Source organism: Pseudonocardia halophobica (assembly GCF_050948485.1).
GTDB classification, from domain to species: domain Bacteria; phylum Actinomycetota; class Actinomycetes; order Mycobacteriales; family Pseudonocardiaceae; genus Pseudonocardia; species Pseudonocardia halophobica.
In genome coordinates, this window is the sequence record NZ_CP192046.1 from 5,788,005 (window position 1) to 5,811,043 (window position 23,039).

22 protein-coding genes are annotated in these 23,039 nt (G+C 74.0%); 12 read left to right on the plus strand and 10 right to left on the minus strand.

All coding sequences use genetic code 11. The annotated features are described in order from the left end of the window. From ACQP04_RS27465 to ACQP04_RS27495, 7 genes are all read right to left on the minus strand, one after another. Positions 1-1,518: a Na+/H+ antiporter subunit D gene (locus ACQP04_RS27465; RefSeq protein WP_433503431.1), complete on the minus strand. Its 1,518-nt coding sequence runs from the start codon at positions 1,516-1,518 to the stop codon at positions 1-3. After that, positions 1,515-1,994, minus strand: coding sequence for a Na(+)/H(+) antiporter subunit C (locus ACQP04_RS27470; RefSeq protein ID WP_433508452.1), 480 nt, complete (start codon positions 1,992-1,994; stop codon positions 1,515-1,517). The genes ACQP04_RS27465 and ACQP04_RS27470 overlap by 4 nt, the downstream gene beginning before the upstream one ends. Then, positions 1,994-2,548 carry an MnhB domain-containing protein gene (locus tag ACQP04_RS27475; protein ID WP_379566024.1) on the minus strand — a complete coding sequence of 185 codons (555 nt, stop codon included), beginning with the start codon at positions 2,546-2,548 and terminating at the stop codon, positions 1,994-1,996. The genes ACQP04_RS27470 and ACQP04_RS27475 overlap by 1 nt, the downstream gene beginning before the upstream one ends. Next, positions 2,545-4,926: a hydrogen gas-evolving membrane-bound hydrogenase subunit E gene (mbhE, locus tag ACQP04_RS27480; protein WP_433503432.1), complete on the minus strand. Its 2,382-nt coding sequence runs from the start codon at positions 4,924-4,926 to the stop codon at positions 2,545-2,547. The genes ACQP04_RS27475 and mbhE overlap by 4 nt, the downstream gene beginning before the upstream one ends. Before the next feature lie 155 nt (positions 4,927-5,081). After that, positions 5,082-5,567, minus strand: coding sequence for a GNAT family N-acetyltransferase (locus ACQP04_RS27485; protein ID WP_433503433.1), 486 nt, complete (start codon positions 5,565-5,567; stop codon positions 5,082-5,084). Continuing rightward, positions 5,564-6,763 carry an MFS transporter gene (locus ACQP04_RS27490; RefSeq protein WP_433503434.1) on the minus strand — a complete coding sequence of 400 codons (1,200 nt, stop codon included), beginning with the start codon at positions 6,761-6,763 and terminating at the stop codon, positions 5,564-5,566. Before ACQP04_RS27490 ends, ACQP04_RS27485 begins: the two co-directional genes overlap by 4 nt. Before the next feature lie 65 nt (positions 6,764-6,828). Then, positions 6,829-8,976, minus strand: a complete 2,148-nt coding sequence (locus ACQP04_RS27495) for a malate synthase G (RefSeq protein ID WP_433503435.1) — start codon at positions 8,974-8,976, stop codon at positions 6,829-6,831. Positions 8,977-9,066: 90 nt separating this feature from the next. Here ACQP04_RS27495 and ACQP04_RS27500 point away from each other — a divergent pair, with 90 nt between their 5' ends. The 10 genes from ACQP04_RS27500 (at position 9,067) to ACQP04_RS27545 (ending at position 18,957) form a co-directional block, all read left to right on the plus strand. Further along, on the plus strand, positions 9,067-9,846 hold the full coding sequence (locus tag ACQP04_RS27500) for an IclR family transcriptional regulator (RefSeq protein ID WP_433503436.1): 780 nt from the start codon (positions 9,067-9,069) through the stop codon (positions 9,844-9,846). Between the two features lie 90 nt (positions 9,847-9,936). Further along, on the plus strand, positions 9,937-11,391 hold the full coding sequence (locus ACQP04_RS27505; RefSeq protein WP_037046850.1) for an FAD-linked oxidase C-terminal domain-containing protein: 1,455 nt from the start codon (positions 9,937-9,939) through the stop codon (positions 11,389-11,391). Further along, the gene (locus ACQP04_RS27510; RefSeq protein WP_433503437.1) at positions 11,388-12,506 is read left to right on the plus strand and encodes an FAD-binding oxidoreductase; all 1,119 of its coding nucleotides are present in this window, start codon (positions 11,388-11,390) and stop codon (positions 12,504-12,506) included. The genes ACQP04_RS27505 and ACQP04_RS27510 overlap by 4 nt, the downstream gene beginning before the upstream one ends. Beyond that, the gene (locus ACQP04_RS27515) at positions 12,503-13,849 is read left to right on the plus strand and encodes a (Fe-S)-binding protein (protein WP_433503438.1); all 1,347 of its coding nucleotides are present in this window, start codon (positions 12,503-12,505) and stop codon (positions 13,847-13,849) included. Before ACQP04_RS27510 ends, ACQP04_RS27515 begins: the two co-directional genes overlap by 4 nt. A gap of 82 nt (positions 13,850-13,931) precedes the next feature. Next, positions 13,932-14,504: a DinB family protein gene (locus tag ACQP04_RS27520; RefSeq protein ID WP_433503439.1), complete on the plus strand. Its 573-nt coding sequence runs from the start codon at positions 13,932-13,934 to the stop codon at positions 14,502-14,504. A 214-nt stretch (positions 14,505-14,718) separates the two neighbouring features. Beyond that, on the plus strand, positions 14,719-15,894 hold the full coding sequence (locus tag ACQP04_RS27525; protein ID WP_433508453.1) for a cytochrome P450: 1,176 nt from the start codon (positions 14,719-14,721) through the stop codon (positions 15,892-15,894). After that, complete coding sequence (locus ACQP04_RS27530) at positions 15,894-16,085, plus strand: ferredoxin (RefSeq protein WP_433503440.1); 192 nt, start codon at positions 15,894-15,896, stop codon at positions 16,083-16,085. The genes ACQP04_RS27525 and ACQP04_RS27530 overlap by 1 nt, the downstream gene beginning before the upstream one ends. A 75-nt stretch (positions 16,086-16,160) precedes the next feature. Further along, the gene (locus ACQP04_RS27535; RefSeq protein ID WP_433503441.1) at positions 16,161-17,975 is read left to right on the plus strand and encodes an L-lactate permease; all 1,815 of its coding nucleotides are present in this window, start codon (positions 16,161-16,163) and stop codon (positions 17,973-17,975) included. 57 nt (positions 17,976-18,032) lie between these two features. After that, positions 18,033-18,515 carry a GNAT family N-acetyltransferase gene (locus tag ACQP04_RS27540; protein WP_433503442.1) on the plus strand — a complete coding sequence of 161 codons (483 nt, stop codon included), beginning with the start codon at positions 18,033-18,035 and terminating at the stop codon, positions 18,513-18,515. A 40-nt stretch (positions 18,516-18,555) separates the two neighbouring features. Then, positions 18,556-18,957 carry a DoxX family protein gene (locus ACQP04_RS27545; RefSeq protein ID WP_433503443.1) on the plus strand — a complete coding sequence of 134 codons (402 nt, stop codon included), beginning with the start codon at positions 18,556-18,558 and terminating at the stop codon, positions 18,955-18,957. A gap of 66 nt (positions 18,958-19,023) precedes the next feature. Here ACQP04_RS27545 and ACQP04_RS27550 read toward each other — a convergent pair whose 3' ends face one another. After that, positions 19,024-19,428: a cupin domain-containing protein gene (locus tag ACQP04_RS27550; protein ID WP_433503444.1), complete on the minus strand. Its 405-nt coding sequence runs from the start codon at positions 19,426-19,428 to the stop codon at positions 19,024-19,026. A gap of 32 nt (positions 19,429-19,460) precedes the next feature. Here ACQP04_RS27550 and ACQP04_RS27555 point away from each other — a divergent pair, with 32 nt between their 5' ends. After that, positions 19,461-19,919, plus strand: a complete 459-nt coding sequence (locus ACQP04_RS27555; protein ID WP_433503445.1) for a MarR family winged helix-turn-helix transcriptional regulator — start codon at positions 19,461-19,463, stop codon at positions 19,917-19,919. A gap of 277 nt (positions 19,920-20,196) precedes the next feature. Here the strand turns inward: ACQP04_RS27555 and ACQP04_RS27560 are convergent, their stop codons facing one another. Next, complete coding sequence (locus tag ACQP04_RS27560; protein ID WP_433503446.1) at positions 20,197-21,438, minus strand: MFS transporter; 1,242 nt, start codon at positions 21,436-21,438, stop codon at positions 20,197-20,199. A gap of 235 nt (positions 21,439-21,673) precedes the next feature. On the opposite strand from ACQP04_RS27560, the gene ACQP04_RS27565 reads away from it, so the two are divergent. Next, positions 21,674-21,997 (plus strand): putative quinol monooxygenase, encoded by a 324-nt coding sequence (locus ACQP04_RS27565; RefSeq protein WP_433503447.1) that lies wholly within the window; start codon positions 21,674-21,676, stop codon positions 21,995-21,997. On the opposite strand, the gene ACQP04_RS27570 is transcribed toward ACQP04_RS27565, so the two are convergent. Continuing rightward, complete coding sequence (locus ACQP04_RS27570) at positions 21,984-22,982, minus strand: arsenic resistance protein (RefSeq protein WP_433503448.1); 999 nt, start codon at positions 22,980-22,982, stop codon at positions 21,984-21,986. The genes ACQP04_RS27565 and ACQP04_RS27570 overlap by 14 nt on opposite strands. Between the last annotated feature and the right edge of the window lie 57 nt (positions 22,983-23,039).

Sequence of the window (23,039 nt, forward strand, 5' to 3'; positions counted from 1 at the left end):
TCATCCCAGCACCGCCTCGATGTAGGGCGTGCGGGCCAGCAGGTCCGCGCCCGCCTGCTCGGTGATCGCGGACAGCGGCCCGGCCGCGACGGCGATCGCGATGCTCACCGCGATGAGGGCGACGGTGGCGGCGTACATCGGCCGGGAGGCCCGGGCGGTGCCGACGACCAGCTCGTCCGTCGGGTCGGGGTCGGGCAGCGGCTCCTTCTCGGTGCCCCAGAACACCCGCACCCAGACCCGGACCATGGCGTAGAGCGTGAGCAGGCTGGCGAGCACCACGAACCCGGCGACGACGGCCGTGGCCGCCCCGCCCGTGGCCCCGGCCTGCAGCAGCGCGAGCTTCGCGACGAAGCCCGACGTCGGCGGGATGCCGGCGAGGGTGAGCGCCGGGACCGCGAAGAGCACGGCCAGCACCGGCGAGCGTCTCGCCAGCCCGCCCATCGCGTCGATCGAGACCGTGCCGGTGCGGCGCGTGATCAGGCCGCTGACCAGGAACAGCGTGGCCTGCACGGTGATGTGGTGGACGATGTAGAGGGCCGTGCCGCCCGCGCCCCGGGCGTCGTACACGGCGAGGCCGAACAGCATGAAGCCGATGTGGCTGACGAGCAGGAAGGACAGCAACCGGTTGAGGTCGTCCTGGGCCAGCGCGCCGAGGGCACCCACGACCATCGTCAGCACGGCCAGCACCAGGAGCACGGTCGACGGGCCGGTGCCGGGGAAGACCAGCGTCTGGGTGCGCAACAGCGCGTAGACGCCGACCTTGGTCAGCAGGCCCGCGAACAGCGCGGTGACCGGCGCCGGCGCGTTGGGGTAGCTGTCCGGCAGCCAGAAGTGCAGCGGCACCATCGCCGCCTTGATGCCGAACGTGACGATCGTGAGCATCGACAGCAGCGTCCGCAGCCCCTCCGGCAGCGCCGCCACCCGGCCGGCGAGGTCGGCCAGGTTGACCGTGCCCGTGGCCGCGTAGACCAGCGCGATCGTGGTGAGGAACAGCAGCGACGACGTGAGGGAGATGATCACGTACGTCATGCCCGAGCGGATCCGGGACGCGTTGGTGCGGCGGGTGATCAGCACGTACGACGCCGCCAGCATGATCTCGAACGCCACGAACAGGCTGAACAGGTCACCGGTGAGGTAGGCCAGTGACACGCCCGTCGAGAGCAGCAGGAAGATCGGGTGGAACGTCGTGCTGGCGGTCTCCCGGCCGTAGTCGGAGATCCGCTGGCCGATCGCGTAGACCAGCACCGCGAGCGTGACGACGGTCGAGATCAGCAGCAGCAGCGCGGAGAGCCGGTCCGCCACCAGGACGATCCCGACGGGCGCGGGCCAGCCGCCCAGCTCGGCGACGACGGGGCCGGTCCGGTCCGCCGCGACCAGCAGCAGCGCGGCCACGACCGAGACCGCGGCGAGCACCACGATCCCGATCAGCCGCTGGGTCCGCGCCGAGCGGGCGGCCAGCACCGTCAGGGCCGCGCCCAGGATGGGCAGCAGGACGGGCAGCGTGACGAGCGTGCTCACCGGGCCGCCCCGCTCCCGGAGACCTCGGCGGGCTCGTCCGTCCGGTCGGAGGCGGCCGCGGAGCCGGGATCCTCCTCGTCGTCCGGGCCCTCGGCGTCCGCCTCCATCGAGCCCTCGGGACGCTGCCGCTCGGCGACACGGCGGTCCTCGAGGTCGTCCTGGACCTCGTCCCGGCCGGTCAGCACCCAGCTGCGGTAGCCCAGGGCCAGCAGGTAGGTGGTGAGCGCGAACGTGATCACGACGGCCGTCAGGGCGAGGGCCTGCGGGAGCGGGTCGGCGAACTCCTCGGGCAGGGCGGTGCCCAGCACCGGTGCGCGCGCAGGCGGTCCGCCGGCGAGCTGCAGCAGCAGGTTGGCGCCGTGCCCGAGCACCACGATGCCGATCAGGATCCGCATCAGCGATCGCTGCAACAGCAGGTAGAAGCCCACGGAGTAGAGGACGGCCAGCACGACCGCCATCGTCACGTTGATCGTGATCACGGACCGGCCTCCTCGCCGGCCGCCTCCCGGGCGTCCCGCTCGATCCCGCTGCCCAGCGAGCGCAGCAGGTCGAGCACCACGCCGATGATCAGCAGGTACACACCGATGTCGATCAGCAGGCTGGAGACGAGGTCGACGGTGCCGATCAGCGGGATGTCGAAGGACACCTTGGCGCTGGCCAGCACCGGCGCGCCGAAGGCCACCGGCGCGAGCGCGGACACCACGGCGACCAGCAGGCCGAGCCCCATGAGTACCGGCGGGCGCACGACGAACCGCGAGCCGATCTCGGCGCCCTCCGACTCGCCGCCGGCGATGTAGCGCAGCACGAAGGCCAGCCCGGCCACCAACCCGCCGGGGAACCCGCCCCCGGGCGCGTAGTGCCCCACGATCAGCAGGTAGACCGAGAAGACCAGCACGGTGGGGAAGAGGAAGCGGGCGGCGGCCTCCAGCATCAGAGTGCGGTTGGAGCGGACGGGACAGGCGCCGGGTAGCGTCCACTCCCCCTCCGGCTCGTCCCACTGTGTGAACGGCACCGGTTCGCGGGTGCTCATCCGAGGACCTCCCTCTCGTGCTCGGGGGTGCCGCCGCCGGCCTTGCGTTTCCGGTCGAAGCGGGTGGCGAGCACGAGGCTCGCCGTGCCGGCCGCGGCGATGAGCAGCACGGTGATCTCGCCGACGGTGTCCAGCGCGCGGAAGTCGACGAGGATCGCCGCGATGACGTTGTCCGCCCCGGCCTCCGGGGCGCGGGCCACGAACTCGCCGCTGGCGGCGGGGGGCTGCTGCCGTGCGCCGGTGAGGACCACGCCCGCGACCGCGACGAACACGCCCGTCACGGTGGCGAGGGCGGCCTTGCGCAGCTGGACCCCCCGGTGGGGCTTCGCGTCGGGCGAGGAGCCGGTGCCGTTCTGGGGGTCGAAGTGCGCCGGCAGCCGGCGCAGCACGAACACGAAGGCCACCAGCGTCAGCGTCTCGACCAGGAACTGCGCCAGCGCGAGGTCCGGCGCCCCGTCGACGACGAACAGCCCGCCGATGCCGTAGCCGATCGCACCGACCAGCAGGACGGCGGTGAACCGCCGGCGGACCCGGGTCAGCGCGAGGGCCGCGGCCACCACGATCAGGCCGAGCGGGAGTTGCAGCAGCGACGACACCAGCGACTGGTCCTGCGGCCAGGTCCCGCCCGCGATCAGCGCGATGCCGGGCAGGACGAGCACCGTGCACAGCAGGACGCCCAGGTAGACGGGCAGCGAACCGACCTGCACGCGACCGGTGACCTGGGTGGCGGCCCGCTCCAGCCCGGCCACGGCGATCTCGTAGCCGCGCTGCGCGGACAGCGGATGGCGCAGCGCCCGGTGCAGGCCCGTGATCCGGTCGCGCCCGAAGTGCAGCGCGAGGCCTCCGGCCAGCGCGACCACGGAGAACAGCAGCGGCAACGAGAGCCCGTGCCAGAGCGCGAGGTGGTAGTCCGCCTCGGTCGCGTCCGTGGCCGGATAGGCCTCGGCGTAGGGCTGGGCCAGGGCGTTCACCAGCGGCGGGACGGACCCGAGCACCAGCCCGGCGATCGCGGCCGTCCAGGTCGGCGCGAGCAGGCCCGCGGCGGGCCGCTTCGGGTCGACGGGCACGACGCCGGGCTTGTCGGCAAAGGCGCCCCACAGGAAGCGCGCGGAGTAGGCGACGGTGAGGACCGACCCGGCGAGCAGGCCGAGCGCGAGAACCCATCCGCGGGCAGCGTCGTAGTACAGGCCCTGGTGCACGAACGCCTCGAACGCCGCCTCCTTGCCCAGGAACCCGAGCAGGAACGGCACCCCGGCCATGGATGCCGCGGCCAGGACCGCGGCCACGGCGAGGCCCGGCAGCCTGCGCCCGAGCCCGGACAGCGCGCCGACCTCCCGGGTGCCGGTGACCTTGTCGACGATCCCGACGACCATGAACAGCGGCGCCTTGAACAGGCCGTGGGCCAGCAGCATCGTCAGCGCCGCGACCTCGCCGATCCGGTCGCCGGAGCCGAACAGCACCATGAGGAAGCCGAGCTGGCTCACCGTGCCGAAGGCCAGCAGGCGCTTCAGGTCCGTCTCGTGCAGTGCCCGCCAGCCGCCGATCAGCATCGTGACCAGCCCCAGCACCGCGATCGGCACCCACCACTCGGCCCGGTCGGCGAAGCCCGGGGAGAGCCGGCCCACCAGCACCACGCCGGCCTTCACCATCGACGCGGCGTGCAGGTAGGCGCTCACCGGTGTCGGCGCGGCCATCGCCGCGGGGAGCCAGGGGTGGAACGGCGCCTGGGCGGACTTGGTGAGCGCACCGACCAGGATCAGCGCGACGCCGGCGGCGGCCACCCCGCCCGGCGGCGGCGCGGCGACGATCTCCGAGATCCGGTAGGTGCCCGCGGACTCGCCCACGAACACGATCCCCAGCAGCATCGCGAGCCCGCCGAACACGGTGACCAGCAGCGCCTGCACGGCCGCGCGCCGGTTGGCCCGGTGCAGGCCGCCCTGCCCGACGAGCAGGAACGACGCGATCGACGTCAGTTCCCAGAAGACGTAGAGGGTGAGCAGGTCGTCCGCCAGGACGAGGCCGAGCATCGCCCCGGCGAACGCGAGCAGCAGCGCCGAGTTCCGCGGGGCGTCCCGGCTGTCCCTGCCGAAGTACCACGCGCTGTAGGCCAGGATCAGCGCCCCGAGCCCGCCGACCAGCACGATCATGACCAGGCCCAGCGCGTCGAGCCGGAACCCGAGCTCCAGGTCCAGCGCCGTGGACCAGGTCACCGTCTCCTCGAGGCCGGGCCCGAGTGCCGCACCGAGATGGGCGAACCCCCAGACCAGCGTCGCGGCGGGGAGCACCGCGGCGATCCCGAACGCGGCGCGCCGGCTGCGCCGCGACACCAGCGGCAGCAGCGCGGCCACCACGAGATGGGCGACGACGAGCGCGAGCAAGACACCTCCGTCCCGCGACCACCGTGCAGCGCGCATGCTCGCAGGGAGCGGCCCGGCTCAAGGGGTGCGTCGGGTCGTTGACGAGCTTCGGACAGATTGCGCCGGAGACCGGCGCCGCCCCCGATCCTACTGGTCGCGCTCCCGGCCGCCCGCCGTCAGTCGATGATCTTGGCGAAGCAGAGGCTGTCCGGTTCGTTCCGGTAGATCCCGAACCGCACGATCGGCGCGTAGCCGGAGCTGCGGTAGAGCGCGACCGCCTCCGGCTGCTTCGTGCCCGTCTCGAGGATCATCCGGCGCCGCCCGGCGGCCGCCGCCGAGCGCTCGATCGCGGCGAGCACCGCGCGGGCGTGCCCCCTCCCCCGCGCCTCCGGGACCACGTACATCCGCTTGATCTCGGCGTCGCCGTCCCGGACCTCGGGGTCGCCCGCCTCGGCGTCGCGCACCCGCCAGCCGCCCGACGCGACCGCGACGCCCTCGGCATAGCCCACGAGGAAGAGCCCGTGCGGGGCGGCGAACTCCGCGGGGTCGGTGCGCGTCCCGTCCTGGCCGCCGTAGCGCTCGACGTAGACCTGCTGCACCGCGGCGATCAGCCGCTGCGCGTCGGGATGGTCGAAGGCGGTGGCGCGCAGGTCGAGCGTCATGCCGCGACGGTGGCCTGCGTGCGGCGGCCGGCCGCGACCAGCAGCGCGAGGCACACGGCGGCGGCCGCGGCCACCACCATGAGCAGCACCGCGTACGGCACGTGGACGGCGAGCGGCGCCAGGATCACCGGCAGCAGGAACCCGCCGTAGGTCAGGGTGTAGAACACGGCGGTCAGCCCGGCCAGGTGGGCCGGCTCGGCGATCCGCTGCACCTCCAGCAGCCCGGAGACCAGCGAGATGCCGTAGGCCCCGCCGAGGACCGCCGACGCGACGAACGCCACGACCAGCGAGCCGGTCAGCGCCGTGCCCCCGGAGACCAGCGTTCCGACGACGATCAGCGCCAGGCCGAGCCGGCCGCCGGCGAGCGGGGCGCGGGCGTCGAGCCGGCGGGCGGCGGACTGGATCGCGATGCCCGCCGACAACGTCACGGCCGTGAGTCCGGTGGCGAAGATCAGCCCGAAGCCGGCCGTGCGCTCCGCCCCGAGGGCGGCCGGCTGCACCGCGAAGGACAGCGCGGGACCGGCGAAGACCCATGGCGCCAGCGGCAGCACCAGGCCGCGGAAGCGCGGGTGCGCCACCGCCGGCACCTTCAGGTCCGCGAGGAGCGACCGCCGGGGCGCCCTCTCCGGCAGCCGCGTCTCGGGTGCGCGGACGGCCAGCGCGATCACCGGGAGGGTGAGCACGATGTGCACCAGGTAGGGCAGCTCCATCGGCAGCGGCGCCCACTGGGCCAGCAGGCCGCCGACCACCGGGCCGACGCCGAACCCCGCGGAGAGCGCCAGCGCGGCGCGGCGGGCGCCGGAGCCCGGGTCCGCCTCGGGGTCGAACGGGGCCTGCGAGAGCTCCTTCACCCACGTCGTCCCGACGGCCATCGCCACGCCGGTGACCGCGCCGAACAGGAAGCGGCCGGTGAACAGCAGCGCCTCGGAGAAGGCCCCGGCGGCGAGGACCGCGCTCGCCGGCACCGACGCGACCAGCGCCGGCAGCAGGACCCGCCGGCGGCCGAGCCGGTCCGACAGCGGGCCCCCGACGAGCAGGCCCGGGGCGAGCCCGGCCACGTAGACGCCGAAGAACGCCGCGACCACCGTGGCCGAGTACTGCCCCTGCTCGCGGTACATGACCATGAGCGGGCTGAACTGGTTCGCGCCGTAGCCGATGGCGAACAGCACCGCCGCGACGCGTGCCCAGGACCTCATCCGTCCTCCCACGTCGGGGACCAACCCGTCGCCGCCGGGCCGCGTTCCCTGGGGAGACGCAGACCTCATCCGCGCTGCTTGGCCTTCTGCCGCCAGGTGGTGAGCACGCGCTCGGTGTAGCCGTTGGGCTCGGTGCGGCCGGTGAGGACCAGCTCCAGGGCGGCCTGGAAGCTCTCGCTGCCCTCGAGGTCCTTGGCCATCGGCGGGTAGCCCGGCTCGTTGGCGTTCTGCTCGTCGACCAGTGCGGCCATGCGGGCGAAGGTGTCCCGGACGGTCTTCTCCTCGACCACGCCGTGGTGCAGCCAGTTCGCGATGAGCTGGCTGGAGATCCGCAGCGTCGCCCGGTCCTCCATCAGCCCGACGCCCTCGAGGTCCGGCACCGTGGAGCAGCCGATGCCCAGACCCACCCAGCGGACGACGTAGCCGAGGATCGACTGTGCGTTCGTCTCCAGCTCGTGGGTCTTCTGCTCGTCGGTGAGCTCCCCGTCGAGGATCGGCAGCACCAGGAGCTTCGCGCGGTCGGTGACGGCCCGCTTCGCGATGTCCTCCTGGACGGCGTGCACGTCCGTGCGCAGGTAGTGCAGCGCGTGCAGGGTCGCGGCGGTCGGCGACGGCACCCACGCGCAGTTGGCACCCTGCTTCGGCTGGGCGCCCTTCTGCTCCAGCATGTCGGCCATCGCCGCGGGCTTGGCCCACATGCCCTTGCCGATCTGGGCCGTGTGCGCGAACCCGGAGGCGAGCGCGACGTCGACGTTGCGGTCCTCGTAGGCGTTGAGCCAGGTCGACGACTTCATGTCGCCCTTGGGGATCACCGGGCCGGCCGCGAAGCAGGTGTGGATCTCGTCGCCGGTGCGGTCGAGGAAGCCGGTGTTGACGAAGATGACCCGGTCGGCGGCGGCCGCGATCGCGCTCGCGAGGTTGACGCTGGTGCGCTTCTCCTCGTCCATGATCCCGATCTTGAGCGTGCGCGCGGGCAGGCCGAGGGCCTCCTCCACGGCGGCGAACAGCTCGACGGTCAGCGCCACCTCGTCCGGCCCGTGCTGCTTGGGCTTGACGATGTACATCGACCCGCTGCGGGAGTTCGAGTACCGACCCTTGCCCTGTAGGTCGTACTGCGCCGCGGTGGCCGTGACCAGCGCGTCGAGCACGCCCTCGGCGATCTCCTCGCCCTCGGCCGTGCGCACGGCGTTGGTGGTCATGTGGTGGCCCACGTTGCGGACCAGCAGCAGCGAGCGGCCCGGCAGCGTGAGCGGCGATCCGTCGGCGCCGGTGTACTCGCGGTCGGCGTGCACCCGACGGGTGACGGTCTCGCCGCCCTTCTGGAACTCCGCCACCAGCTCGCCGGTCATCAGGCCGAGCCAGGTGCGGTAGGCCAGGGCCTTGTCCTCGCCGTCGACCGTCGCGACCGAGTCCTCGAGGTCGACGATGGTGGTGACCGCGGACTCCAGCACGACGTCGGCCACGTCGGCGTGGTGCTGCCGGCCGACGCGGTGCGTCGGGTCGATGGTCAGCTCGACGTGCAGGCCGTTGCGCTGCAGCAGGATCGCGGCGCGCCCCTCGCCGTCGGGCGCGCGGAAGCCGGCGAACTGCCCGGCGTCGGCAAGCCCGCTCTCGCCGCCCCCGGTGAACGCGACGAGGCCCTGCTCGGACCCCGAGTAGGCGGTGACGTCCGCGTGCGAGCCCTGGGCCAGCGGGAACAGCTCGTCGAGCAGCTCGTCCGCGGCGGCGATGACCTGCGCGCCGCGCTTCTCGTCGTAGCCCTTGGCGAGCTCGTGGTCCAGCGGCAGCGCGTCGGTGCCGTAGAAGGCGTCGTACAGCGAGCCCCAGCGGGCGTTGGCCGCATTGAGCGCGTACCGCGGCACGGTGGCCGGGACGACCAGCTGCGGGCCGGGGACCTCGGCGATCTCGGCGTCGACGTCGCCGACCGAGATCGAGGCCGGCTCGTCGGCGGGCAGGAGGTAGCCCAGCTCGGTGAGCAGCTTCTCGTAGGCCTCGGCCTCGCCGGGGCCGTGGGCCTCGTGCCAGGAGTCGATCCGCGCCTGGATCTCGTCCCGGCGGGCGAGCAGCTCGGCGATCCGCGGGGCGAAGCGCCCCTGCAGGTCGGCGAGCGCGCCCCAGAAGGCCTCGGGAGTCAGGTCCAGGCCCGCCAGCAGCTCGCCCTCCACGAACCGCCGGAGCTCGGGGTCGACCTGAAGTCCTGCGGTGCCGGCCATCGCGGCGTCCTCTCTCCTCGACTCTGCTGCGGTGTCTTTTCTACCAGACGGACTGGAGTTTCCGCATCATGGAATGTAGGGTCGGCACTTGTGACCGACGGCACCACGTCCCGGCCCGATGTACCCCGCGCGGGCGGCGTCCAGTCGCTGGCCCGGGCCTTCGGGCTGCTCGAGACGCTGGCGGAGGCGGGCGGCGAGGCCGGGCTGTCCGAGCTCGCCGACCGCACCGGGCTCGCCCCGGCGACGATCCACCGGCTGGTGCGCACCCTCGTCGACCTGGGCTACCTGCGACAGCTGCCCTCGCGGCGCTACACGCTCGGCCCGAAGCTCGTCGGCCTGGGCGAGACGGCCGCGCGCCAGTTCGGCCGGTGGGCCACCCCCGTACTCGCGGACCTCGTCGCCGAGATCGGCGAGACGGCGAACCTCGCGGTGCTCGACGGCGACCGCGCGGTCTACGTCGCGCAGGTCCCCTCGCCGCACCAGATGCGGATGTTCACCGAGATCGGGCGGCGGGTGCCGGTGCACTGCACGGGCGTCGGCAAGGCGCTGCTGTCCGCGCTGCCGCCCGCCGACGCCGCCGCGGTCGTCGCGCGCACCGGCCTCCCCGCCGTCACGCCGACCACGATCACCGACCCGGACGTGCTCGCCCGCGAGCTGACCGTCGCCCGCGAGCGCGGCTACGTGCTCGACGAGGGCGAGCAGGAGACCGGCGTGCGCTGCGTGGCCGCGCCCGTGACCGGGCCGCACGGCTCGGCGGCCGTCTCGGTCTCCGGCCCCCTCTCCCGCATGGACGACACGGCGGTCGCCAGGATCGCGCCGCTGGTCGTCGCGGCCGGCCGACGGCTGGGCACCCTGCTCGCGACCGCCTGACCCCGACCGCGGCCGATTCGAGACGGCCGCGGCGCCCGTGCCGCCCTACGCTTTCCCCGTTCCCACCACGAGCCGTGACAAGGAGGTCAGATGGCCCTCGATCCCGTGGCCCGCGCCGCGATCGTCGCGGCCCTGGGCCCCGACGACGTCGTCGACGACCCCGTGCAGACCCGCGCCTACGAGTGCGACGGACTGACCGGGTACCGGGTCCGTCCCGAGATCGTGCTCATCCCCCGCGACGCGGAGGCGGTCGCCCGGGCGGTGAAGGCCTGCCACCGCAACGGGGTCCCGTTCGTCGCCCGCGGCGCCGGCACCGGGCTCTCCGGCGGCGCGCTGCCGGTGGCCGACGGCGTGGTGATCTCCCTGGCCCGCCTCAAGCGGGTGCTGGAGGTCGACCCGGAGAACCGGCGCGCCGTCGTCGAGCCCGGGGTCACCAACCTGGAGATCACCGCGGCCGTCGCGGCGCACGGGCTCTACTACGCGCCCGATCCCTCGTCGCAGCAGGTGTGCACGATCGGCGGCAACGTCGCCGAGAACTCCGGCGGCGCGCACTGCCTCAAGTACGGGTTCACCACGAACCACGTGCTGTCGATGGAGGTCGTGCTGCCCGACGGCGAGCTGGTCACCCTCGGCGGCGACTCCCCCGAGCAGCAGGGCCCGGACCTGCGCGGGGTGTTCCTCGGCTCCGAGGGCACGCTGGGGATCACCACGAAGATCACCGTGCGGCTGCTGCGCACCCCGGAGACGGTGCGGACGCTGCTGGCGGACTTCCCGTCGGTCGCCGAGGCGGGCGAGGTGGTCTCGGACATCGTCGCGGCCGGGATCGTGCCCGCGGCCGTCGAGATGATGGACACGCTCGCGATCGAGGCGGCCGAGGAGGCGGTGCACGCCGGCTACACGGTGGGCGTCCCGGCCGCGCTGGTCGTGGAGCTCGATGGCCCGATCGAGCAATGCGACGCCGAGTTCACGCAGGTCAAGGAGATCTGCGACGCCCACGGCTGCACCCGGCTGCACATCGCGGGCTCACCGGAGGAGCGGGCGGCGATCTGGCGCGGGCGCAAGGCCGCCTTCGCCGCGGTCGGCCGGATCTCGCCGGACTACTTCGTGCAGGACGGCGTGGTCCCCCGCACCCGGCTCGCCGAGGTGCTCGGCCGCATCGCCGACATGGGCGACGAGGCCGGCCTGCGGGTGGCCAACGTCTTCCACGCCGGCGACGGCAACCTCCACCCGCTGGTCCTCTACAGCGCCGCCGCGGGCGAGACCGAGCGGGCCGAGGAGCTGTCCGGGGCGATCGCGGAGCTCTGCGTGGAGCTGGGCGGGTCGCTGTCCGGCGAGCACGGCATCGGCACGGACAAGGCGTGCTCGATGCCGAAGATGTACGGCGAGGAGGACCTCGCGGTGATGCAGCGGGTGCGCGACGCCTTCGACCCCGAGGGCATCTGCAACCCGGGCAAGGTCCTGCCCACGCCGCGGCTGTGCGGCGAACGGCCCGGGAAGTACCGGCCGCACCCGCTGGAGGAGTCGGGAGTGATCGAGCGGCTATGAGTGATCGGGAGGGGACCCTGACGGCCTTGCAGCCGACGTCGTTGAAGGAGGCCCGCGCGGCCGTCCTCGACACCGCCGGCCGGATCTCCGTCGCCGGGGCCGGGACGGCCGCGGACTGGGCGGGCCGGCTCGGGCCCGTCGACGCCGTGCTCGACACCACCGGACTGAGCGGCGTCATCACCCACAACCCGGGCGACATGACGGTCTCGGTGCACGCCGGGACGCCGCTGCGGGCGCTGCAGGAGGAGCTGGCGAAGCACGGCCAGCACCTGTCGTTCGACGCCGCGCGGGTGGCCGACGGGGCGACGGTCGGCGGGCTGGTGGCCACGGCCGACGCCGGGCCGTCCGCGCTGGTCCACGGCACGCTGCGCGACCTCGTCATCGGGGCCACCACGCTGCTCGCCGACGGGGCGGTGGTCCGCTCGGGCGGGCACGTCATCAAGAACGTGGCCGGGTTCGACCTGGCCAAGCTGCTGCACGGCTCCTACGGCACCCTCGGGGCGCTGGTCGAGGTCGTGCTGCGGCTGCACCCGGTGCCGAAGGCCGTCGGCACCGTGGTGGTGGAGTGCGACCTCGCCGAGGCGGCCCGGCTCGGGCGCGAGGTGCTGGCCTCGCAGCTGGAGCCGACGGCCGTCGAGTGGCTGAGCTCCGGGCGGCTGCTGGTCCGCATCGACTCCACCGAGGAGGCCCTGCCGGCCCGGCTGGAGCGGCTCATCCGGCTGCTCGGCGAGGGGGCGGCCGAGGCCGAGGCGGACGTGTGGGGCGAGCACGCGGCCCTCACCCGCGGTACGGAGGGGGCCGCCGTGCTGCGGATCGGGGTGAAGCCCTCGGTCCTGCCGGGCGTGCTGGCGGGGCTGCCGGCCTCGGCCGCCACCGCGGGCCTCGGGACCGGGGTGGCCACCGTCTCCCTGCCCGGGACGGCGGTCGCCGAGGCGCACACCGCCGTCCACGCGGCCGGCGGGACGAGCGTCCTGCGGTCGCGCCCCGCCGACCTCGACGCCCCGGCGTGGGGGCCGCCGCCCTCCGCCCTCGCCGTGCTCAAGGCCGTCAAGCAGCGGTTCGACCCGGACGGCCGGTTCGGCCCGGGCCGCTACGACCCGTGGGAGATCTCGTGACCACACCCGCCGGCTCCGCCGACACCAACCTGCCGCAGACCGGCCCGAGCGCCTTCGACGAGCACCACCCGCCCTCGCGGGAGCTGCTCGACGACTGCGTGCACTGCGGTTTCTGCCTGCCGACCTGCCCCACCTACCAGCTGTGGGGCGAGGAGATGGACTCGCCGCGCGGGCGCATCTACCTCATGGACCTCGCCGAGAAGGGCGAGATCGGCCTGGCGGGGCCGCTGCGCCAGCACATCGACGCCTGCCTGGGCTGCATGGCGTGCGTGACGGCGTGCCCGTCGGGCGTGCAGTACGACAAGCTGCTCGAGTCGGTGCGCCCGCAGCTCGAGCGCAACGTGCCGCGGACCCCCTCCGACCGGCTGTTCCGCGAGGCGATCTTCGCGCTGTTCCCGTACAAGCGGCGGCTGCGCGCGGCCGCCCTGCCGGGGGCGCTGTACCAGAAGCTCGCCGCCGTGCCCGCCGTCCGGAAGCTCGCCGCGAAGCTCCCGGGCCGGCTGGCCGCGCTGGAGTCGCTGCTCCCGCCCGTCACGGTGCGGGAGGCCTTCGCGACCCTGCCGGTGCACACCTCCGCCGTCGGGGAGCGGCGCGGCCGGGTCGCGCTGCTGTCCGGCTGCGTGCAGGACGTGTTCTTCCACCGGGTCAACGAGGCCACCGTGCGGGTGCTCTCGGCCGAGGGGCTCGACGTGCTCGTCCCCCGCGACCAGCAGTGCTGCGGGGCGCTCGAGCTGCACGCCGGCCGCGAGGACCCGGCGCTGGCCCGGGCCAAGCGGACGATCGAGCGGTTCGAGCGGCTCGACGTCGACCACGTGGTGACCAACGTGGCCGGCTGCGGGTCCTCGATGAAGGACTACGCCCACCTGCTCGCCGACGACCCGGAGTGGGCGGTGCGGGCGAAGGAGTTCAGTGCGCGGGTGCGCGACGTGCACGAGGTGCTCGCCGAGCTGGGCCCGCGCGCCCCGCGCTCGCCCGTCGCGGCGCGGGTCGCCTACCACGACGCCTGCCACCTCGGGCACGCCCAGGGCGTGCGCACGCAGCCGCGGGAGGTGCTGCGCAGCATCCCCGGGCTGGAGCTGCTCGACATCCCGGAGGCGGCGCTGTGCTGCGGCTCCGCGGGCATCTACAACATGATCATGCCCGACGCGGCCGACGAGCTGGGCAAGCGGAAGGCGGACAACGTCCGGTCGGTCGAGCCCGCGGTCGTCGTCACCGCCAACCCGGGCTGCCTGCTGCAGATCGGCAAGCACCTCAAGGACGGCACCGACGGGGCCCTGCCGCTGCTGCACCCGGTCCAGCTGCTCGACGCGAGCATCCGCAACGTCCCGGTCCCCCGCAGCTGAGGTCACCCGTGCGCGGTGAGTGGTGCGCGATCGCCACTCACCGTGCCGGAACTGTCGTGGGGCGGGGCTAGCGTGCGCGGGTATGACGGACACCACGACCCGCACCGCCACCACCCAGCTGGCCGAGCAGCTCTCCTGGCACTGGCAGGCGCTGCTGCGGCCGAAGCTCGAGGGGCTGACGGACGAGGAGTACCTCTGGGAGCCCGCGCCGGGGTGGAGCGTCCGCCCCGCCGGGCGGCTCGCGCCGGGTGCGGTCCAGGCGGGCACCGGTGACTTCCGGGTCGACTTCGCCTTCCCCGAACCCGATCCCCCGCCGCTCACCACGATCGCGTGGCGGATGGCGCACCTGATCGTCGGGGTGTTCGGCGTGCGGGCGGCGGCGCACTTCGGCGGGCCGCCGACCTCGTACGAGGAGCACGCCTACGCCGGCACCGCCGCCGAGGCCCTGCGCCAGCTCGACCGGGCCTACGCGGCCTGGACGGGCGGCGTCGAGGCGCTCGACGACGCAGGCCTGGCCCGGCCGTGCGGGCCGGCGGAGGGCCCGTTCGCCGAGTTCCCGATGGCGGACCTGGTGCTCCACATCCAGCGCGAGGCCATCCACCACGGCGCCGAGATCCTGCTGCTGCGGGACCTGTACCGGAACCTGCACGGATGAGCGTCGGCGCCCGGGATGTCCGACTCGCTCAGCGCCTTCTCAGCGCACTGCGTGCCCGGCCGCGGACGCGGTGTGAGAGTGGCCGGAGGGGCGAGCCGATCGGGGAGGCCGGATGACGGAGACCGCACGGACCACCACGCAGAGCACCGCGCAGAGCACCGGGCGGACCGCCACGGCGCCGGGTGCACGAGGGGTCGAGGAGCTGCCGCTGCACATGCAGCGGGCGGGCTTCGACCCGGCGCCCGAGCTGGGGGCGATCCGCGACGGGGCCGGGGTGCGGAAGGTCCGCACGCCCTTCGGGCTGGAGGCGTGGCTGGTCACGCGCTGGTCGGACGTCCGGGAGGTGCTCGGCGACGCGGGGCGGTTCAGCAACGAGTGGCAGGGCGCGTTCCGCCCGCCGGGCATGCCGGAGCGGAGCCCGGAGGAGATCGCGCGGCTGCGGGCCGGGAACCTGCTGGCGTTCGACCCGCCCGCGCACACCCGGCTGCGGCGGATGCTCACCCCGGAGTTCACCGGGCGGCGGATGGCCCGGCTGGAGCCCCGGGTGCGCGAGATCGTCGACCAGCACCTGGACGCGATGGAGCAGGCCGGGCCGCCCGCGGACCTGGTCGCCGACTTCGCGCTGCCGGTCCCGTCGCTGGTGATCTGCGAGCTGCTCGGCGTGCCGTACGAGGACCGGGCGGAGTTCCAACGGCGCAGCGCGCGGCTGCTCGACCTGTCGTCACCGATGGACGAGCGGATGCAGGCCCAGGAGGAGCAGCGCGACTACATGGCCGGTCTCGTCGCGCGCGAGCGGGCGGAGCCGGGCGAGGAGCTGCTCGGCATGCTGGTGCGCGAGCACGGCGAGGAGCTCGGCACGGACGAGCTGATCGGCATCGCGAACCTCCTGCTGATCGCCGGGCACGAGACCACGTCGAACATGCTCGGGCTGGGCACGCTGGCGCTGATGGACCACCCCGACCAGCTCGCCCTGGTGCGGGACGACCCGGACGCGATCGGGCCCGCCGTCGAGGAGCTGCTGCGCTGGTTGTCGATCGTGCACTCCGGCACGATCAAGTCCGCGACCGGCCCGGCCGAGATCGCCGGGCAGCCGATCGCGGAGGGGGAGCTGGTGATGCTCTCGATCCCGGCCGCGAACCGCGACAACGCCCTGCTCGAGGATCCCGAGCGGCTCGACGTCCGCCGCGGCGCGCTCGGGCACGTCGCCTTCGGGCACGGGGTGCACCACTGCCTCGGCGCCCCGCTGGCCCGCATGGAGATGCGGATCGCGTTCCCCGCCGTGCTGCGGCGCTTCCCGGACCTGCGACCGGCCGCCGAAGATCGTAGGTTCCGGTCGTTCCACGTCGTCTACGGGATGGAGAGCCTGCCCGTGACGTGGGGAGGAGCGTGATGGGCGAGCTCAGGGCGGACCGCGGTGTGTGCATCGGCGCGGGCATGTGCGTGATGACCGACTCCGCGCTGTTCGACCAGGACGACGACGGCATCGTGGTCCTCCTGGAGGAGGACCCGGACACGGACGGGAAGGTGCGCGCCGCGGTCGACGCCTGCCCGTCCGGCGCATTGTCGATCACGGAGGACTGAGACCGGGCCACCCCGCCACCCGTTCGGCCCAGTCCACCCTGCCGGGTGGGGTGACGCGGCGCACACTTCGCGACCATGACGTCTGCGACGGTGTTGTCCGGACAGTTGGCGGGGCCGGTCCTGGCGGTCTACCAGCAGGACCCGAAGGCCGTGGGCGGATCGCTCGGCTGGTCCGCCCTGGTCTCCGTGATCCCCCTCGCGGTGGTGCTCCTCTCGTTGGGGGTGCTGCGCGTGCGGGCCCAGTGGGCGGCGCTGGCCGGGCTGGTCGCGGCGCTCGCCGTCGCGATCGTGGGCTTCGCGATGCCGTTCGGCATGTCGCTGCTGGCCGCGGCGCACGGCGCGTTCTTCGGGCTGTTCCCGATCATGTGGATCGTGGTGAACGCCCTCTGGGTGTTCAACATGACCGTCGCGACCGGGCACTTCGACGTGCTGCGCCGCAGCTTCGGCACGCTGTCCTCCGACCGGCGCACCCAGGCGATCCTCGTCGCGTTCTGCTTCGGCGCCCTGCTCGAGGCGCTGGCCGGCTTCGGCGCGCCGGTGGCGATCTCGTCGGTGATGCTGATGGCGCTCGGCTTCCGGCCGCTCCGCGCGGCCGTGCTGGCGCTGGTCGCGAACACCGCGCCGGTGGCGTTCGGCGCGATGGGCGTCCCGGTGATCACGCTCGCGCAGGTGACCGGGCTGCCGCTCCACGACGTCGCCTCGATGGTCGGTCGGCAGACCCCGTTCCTGGCCCTGTTCGTCCCGCTGGTGCTGGTGTTCCTGGTCGACGGGCGCCGGGGTGTGCGGGAGGCGTGGGTGCCGGCGGTCGTGTCCGGCGTCGTCTTCGCGATCGTCCAGTTCGTCACGTCGAACTACATCTCCGTGCCGCTGACGGACATCCTGGCCGCGCTGCTCTCCGCGATCGCCGTCGTGGTGGTCGCCCGGGCGATGCCGCACGCGCCGTGGGCCGCGCGCCGGACGGGCGCGGAGGCCGAGCCCGAGGCCGGCGGCGGGAGCCTCGTCGGGGCGGGCGGTCCCGACTCCTCCGGCGAGGGGACCGGCGGGTCCGGCCGCGGTGGGCCCCGGCCGACCGGTGGGCCCGTCCCCGCCGAGAGCTCGCCCGAGGGCGGCGAGGCGGTCGCGACGGTGCGGTCGGGCGCCAGGGTCGACGATCCCCGCGAGATCCGCCGCGCCTACGCCCCCTACGTGATCATCGTGCTGGTCTTCGCGCTCGTGCAGCTGCCGGGGATCAAGCCGGCCGTCGACAAGCTGAAGCTGGCGTTCCACTGGCCGGGCCTCGACGTCGTGGCCGCCAACGGCAAGCCCAGCAGCACCACGCAGTACTCGCTGACCTGGCTGTCGACCGCCGGGACCCTGATGCTCATCGCCGGGGTGATCGTCGCGGCGGTGCTCGGAATCGGTGCCGCCGAGGCCGTCCGGATCTGGGGGCGCACGGTCGCGGACCTGAAGTGGGCGATCCTCACGGTCGCCGCCGTCCTGGCCCTGGCATACGTCATGAACGCCTCGGCCCAGACCACCGCCATCGGCCTGCTGATCGCCGGCGCGGGCGGCGCCCTCGCCTTCCTGTCCCCGATCCTCGGCTGGTTCGGCGTCGCCGTGACGGGCTCGGACACGTCGGCCAACGCGTTGTTCGGTTCCCTACAGGTGACCGCGGCCAACTCGGCCGGGCTGCCGCCGGAGCTGCTGGCCGGCGCGAACTCGTCGGGCGGCGTGCTCGGGAAGATGCTGTCGCCGCAGAACCTGACGATCGCCGTCGCCGCGGTGAAGCTCGACGGGCAGGAGGGCGTGCTGCTGCGGAAGGTCGTCGGGTGGAGCCTCGGCATGCTGCTGCTGCTCGCGATCCTGATCTACCTGCAGTCCACGCCGGTACTGGGCTGGATGCTGCCGTAGGGAGGCCGCGCGCCGAATCCGGCTGCCCCGCCGCGCAGCGCCTGCGAGGGTGGCCGGGTGAAGCGCGTGATCGGCGAGTTCGAGATCGACGACGACCCCACCCGGCTGGACCGCGACGCCGTCTGGGCCTGGTTGTCCACCGAGGCGTACTGGGGCACCTGGCGGCACCGCGAGCACCTGGAGCACCAGCTCGACGCCGCCTGGCGGGTGGTCGGGCTGTACCGCGGCGACGACACGCTGGGGTCGGCGCGCGCGGTGTCCGACGGGGTGTCGTTCGCCTACCTCGCCGACGTCTGGGTGGACCCGTCGGTCCGCGGCCATGGGCTCGGCGTGGGGCTCGTCGAGGCGATGCTCGCCGGCGGCCCGGGCATGCGGTGGTCGCTGCACACACGCGACGCGCACGGCCTCTACGCGCGCTTCGGGTTCGCGCCGCCGGACGAAACGCTGCTGGAGCGGTCGGCGGACCCCGAGGTGATCCTCGGCGGGGGACTCCGGGCAGGCGGCGATGAGTTCCCGGCGGAGGTGCGGTCTCCCCTCTGACAGCGCGGCAGAGGCCGCACCGACCGAGAGGACCGAGACCATGACCGCCGCCGGTACCGCCGCCCCCGCCCGCAGCAAGGGCCGGATCGCCCTGTACGTCCTGCAGGTCGTGCTGGGCCTGTTCATGGCCGTCGCCTCCGGCGCGCCGAAGCTGTTCGGCGAGGCCACGGCCGTGCAGACCTTCGACGCCATCGGCGCGGGCGACTGGTTCCGCTACGTCATCGGGGCGCTGGAGGTCGCGGGCGGCATCGGACTGATGATCCCGGTGCTCGCGGGCCTCGCCGCCGCCTGCCTCGTGGCGCTCATGATCGGCGCCGCGCTCTTCCAGGTCTTCGTGATCGGCATGGCCGAGTACGTCTACACGCCGATCATCCTGGGCGTGCTGTTCGCCCTGATCGCGTGGGTGCGCCGGCACGAGATCGCGGCGCTGTTCCGCCGCTGAGCGGAACCGCGGGTTCGCGGGCGCGCCGGGGTCGAGGGGTCCCCGGCGCGCCCGTCTTCCGTGTGCTCAGCGGACCCAGTCCGGCACGCCGCGGTCGGTCCCGTCCGGGAGCAGGGCCCGCCCCGCGCCGGCGCCGGTGACCAGGGCGGTCAGCCCGCGCTCGGGGTCGGCGACGATGCGCCGGACCAGACCCGCCGGCAGCACCGCGGTGTCCCCCGTGGTCAGCACGGTCTCGCCGTCGACGGTGCGGAGCGCCATTCCGCCGTCGACGACGGTCCACACCTGCTCCACGTCCATCAGGTGGTCCGGCCCCGCCTGCCCCGGCCGCATCCGCACCTGCCAGAGCGACTGCGCGGCATCGCCGAGCGTGGGCGACGCGAGGGTGGTCATCACGGCGTTCGGGGTCTCGTGGGTGCGCTGGTCGGCGCGGCGGACGACGGTCACGGCGGGCTCCGGTAGGGTCGACAACATGGTTGTCCACATGGTGAACCTGGTTGTCGACCGTGTCAACTGAGCGCCCCGGCTTCGCGCTCCCCCTGCTGCTCCTGGCCGGGTTCCAGACACTGGTCGACGCGCTCCACGAGGAGCTCGCGGAGCGCGGCCACCCCGAGGCCCGCCCGATGCACGGCTTCGCCCTGCAGGCCGTCGGCGCGGGCACGACCGCCGCGGAGCTCGGCCGGCGGCTCGGCGTGACCAAGCAGGCGGCGGCCAAGACGATCGCGGGGCTCGAGGCGGCCGGCTACGTCGAGCGCGGTGCGGACCCGGCCGACGCCCGCCGGATCGTCGTGCGCCCGACCGCCCGGGGCCGTGACCTGCTCGCCCGCTCCGCCGAGATCTTCGACGAGCTCCGGGCGCGGTGGGTGGGCGAGCTCGGGGAGGACGCGGTCCGCACGATGGAGGACGCGCTCGGCCGGGTCACCTCCGGCCCCCGCCTCGACGCCCCCTCGTGGTTCACCCGCTGAGCTGCGGTGTAAACAGCCACCCCGGTGCTGCTCGACCACGATCACTGGTTGTGGAACGAGACCCGCGCTCAGCGAGGAGGCCCTCGCACACCCACCCGAACGCTTCACACCCGGTCGACCTGGTGTGGGACGCACCTCCCGGGTGCGTCGCAGGGCCTCACCGGGTGCGTCGCGCCCGACCGGTTGTGCCAGCGCCCCTGCCACCGCCGCCCCGTTCGGTCCCGCTCGCACGTGTCCGGTGGAGCGCACCAGCGGCGACGGCGGCGTCCGACCCTCCTCAGGCAGTCTCCATCCGGCGGTCGGGGGTGTCGGCGGAGCGGGTGCCTCCGACCACCGAGACGGAGATTGCGCCGATCGCCGCGACGACCGCGAAGGCGTAGAAGCCCCAGGGGTAGGCGAGGCCCGCCGAGAGCAGGGTGCCGCCGACCACCGGGCCGCAGATCGCACCGAGCCGGCCGACGCCGGAGGCGCTGCCGATGGCCGTGGCGCGGGCCTCGGCCGGGTAGTACTGGCTGACGTAGGCGTACACGAGCACCTGCGAGCTGAACACGAACACGCCCGCGAGCAGCACGCTCACGTACACGCCGATGCCCGGCAGCTTGATCGACAGCAGCGCGAGGAACAGCGCGGCGGCGGTGAACCAGGCGATCGTCGAGGTGCGCACGCCGATCTTGTCCGCGACGCGGCCCGCGAGGAGCAGCCCGAGAATCGCGCCGACGTTGAGCACCAGCAGCAGGGCCAGCGCGGCGCCGAGCGCGTAGCCGGCGGAGCGCATGATCTCCGGCAACCAGGTGTTCAGGCCGTAGACCAGCAGCAGGCCCATGAACGAGGTGATCCAGAAGGCGAGCGTCGCGCGCAGGTAGCCGCCCCGGAACAGGGTCGCGATCGGGTTGCGGCGCGCGGCGGGCCCGCGCTCGACCGGGATCGACTCGGGCAGCCGGAGCCAGACCAGCGGCACCAGCACCAGCGCGGGCAGCGCGCCGAGCACGAACATCGCCCGCCAGCCCAGCCCGGGGATGACCAGGATGCCGAGCAGCGAGGTGAGCACGGCGCCGACGTGGTAGCCGGTCATGAGGACGGTCGTCGCGCTGCCGCCCCGGCCGGAGCGGGCGAACTCGTTGACCATCGCGATCGCCACCGGGAGCACGCCGCCGAGGCCGAGCCCGGCGAGGAACCGCAGCACGCCGAACAGCACGGGCCCGGGCGCGAACGCGCACAGCAGCGTGAGCACCGAGAACGACGTCACGGTGACCAGCAGCATCGAGCGGCGGCCGAAGCGGTCCGTGAGCGGGCCCGCGGCGAGCGCGCCCACCATGACACCGACCAGGCCCACCACCGAGATCAGCGAGGCCGACGCGGGGTTCAGCCCCCAGGACGGGTCACGCAGCAGCGACGGGAGGACCACCCCCAGCACCACCAGGTCGAACCCCTCGAGTGCCACGGCGGACCAGCACAGCGGTGCGACCCAGCCCGCCCGCGCCCCCGCCCCGCCCGACGTCCCTGCTGACTCCGTTGTCATGGAACCCTCCCTCGGTGTCCGGATCGCCGGAGTATGAGCGGGGTACGCGACGCTTGTCAGGGCAAGCTTCCGTTGAACGGAAGCGGCGCGACGGGCGGTGGCCCGCGTCGCCGCCCTCACCCGACGGGCGGGCCGTCGCCGATTGAGACACCGCCCGTGGCGCGGGGGTGAGAGGCTGCCCCCACCGTCCCGGGTGGGGTGCCCGGGGCCGACCCCATCGACCCTGGAGGTGGCCGTGATCCTGATCGTGCTCAAGGTGAAGATCAAGCCCGCGAAGCGCGAGGACTGGCTGACCGGCATCAAGGAGTACACCGACAACGTGCGGGCCGAGCCGGGCAACGTCTCGTTCGACTTCTACGAGAGCGGCACCACGCCGAACGAGTTCGCGATCGTCGAGACGTTCCGCGACGGCGACGCCGGCTCCGCGCACGTCCAGACCGAGCACGCCCAGAACTTCTTCCCGTGGATGGGCACGGTCGTCGCCGAGCGCCCGAAGATCAACTACCAGGACCTCGACGGCGAGGCCTGGAACGACATGGCCGAGGTCACCCCCGAGTAGGCCCGGGCTGCTCCGCGGGGCGCCCCGGCGTCCCGCGGAGCACCAGCGCCACCACCCGGGGCACCGCCCGCACCGCCACGACCATCCCGACGACCTCGACGAGCGTCTGCGCCACCACCGTCGCCGCGACGACGGGCCCGGCGGGCAGCGCGAGGGCCAGTGGCAGCACGACGAGCGAGTTGCGCGTCGCACCGGTGAACGCCACGGCCCGGGCGTCGGCGGTACCGAGCCGGAACAGCCGGGCCAGCAGCGCCCCCGACGGCACCATGACCAGCAGGAACACGACGTAGAAGGGCACGGCGCCGAGCACGACCCCGGCCCCGCCCAGCGCCGGGACCTGCGAGGCGACCACGAGCAGCAGCGTCGCCACCATCAGCGGCACCATCGCCGCGCCGGCTGCACCCGCGGCCACCTCCCCGCTGCGGTGCCGCGCCGCCCACCACTGCGTGAGCCACGCCAGCGCGAGTGGCAGCAGGATGAACCCGAGGAACGCCTCGACGAACGGTCCGGGCTCGATCGCCCCGGCGGCCGCCGGCCCGAGCAGCAGCCCCGACAGCACCGGCAGCAACGCCATCTGGGCCAGGAGCAGCAACGGCGTGGCGGCGAGCAGCCGGCCCGCGCTCCCGCCGGCCAGCCCGGTGAACACCACGACGTAGTCGACGCACGGCGCGAGCAGCACCAGCAGCACGCCGGTGCGGACCGCGACGTCCCCGGGCAGGAACGGCGTCATCGCCGCGACCACGAGCGGCGCCACCACGAAGTCGACGACCAGCACCGCCGCCAGGAACCGGCCGGCCCGCAGCGACCGGGCGAGCTCCCGGGCCGGGACCTGCAGGAACGTCACGTACAGGAGCGCGCCGAGCACCGGCCCGACGGCCAGGCCGAGGCCCGGGCCCGCGGCCGGCGCGAGCAGCCCGAGCGCCACTCCCGCCACGATCGCGGCGACGTAGAGCGGAACCTGATGCCGTTCCAGCCAGCCGACCACCGATCCCCTCCCGGGTGCGAGCCTAGAAGCGCGCCCGATGCCGACCTAGGGTCGGGG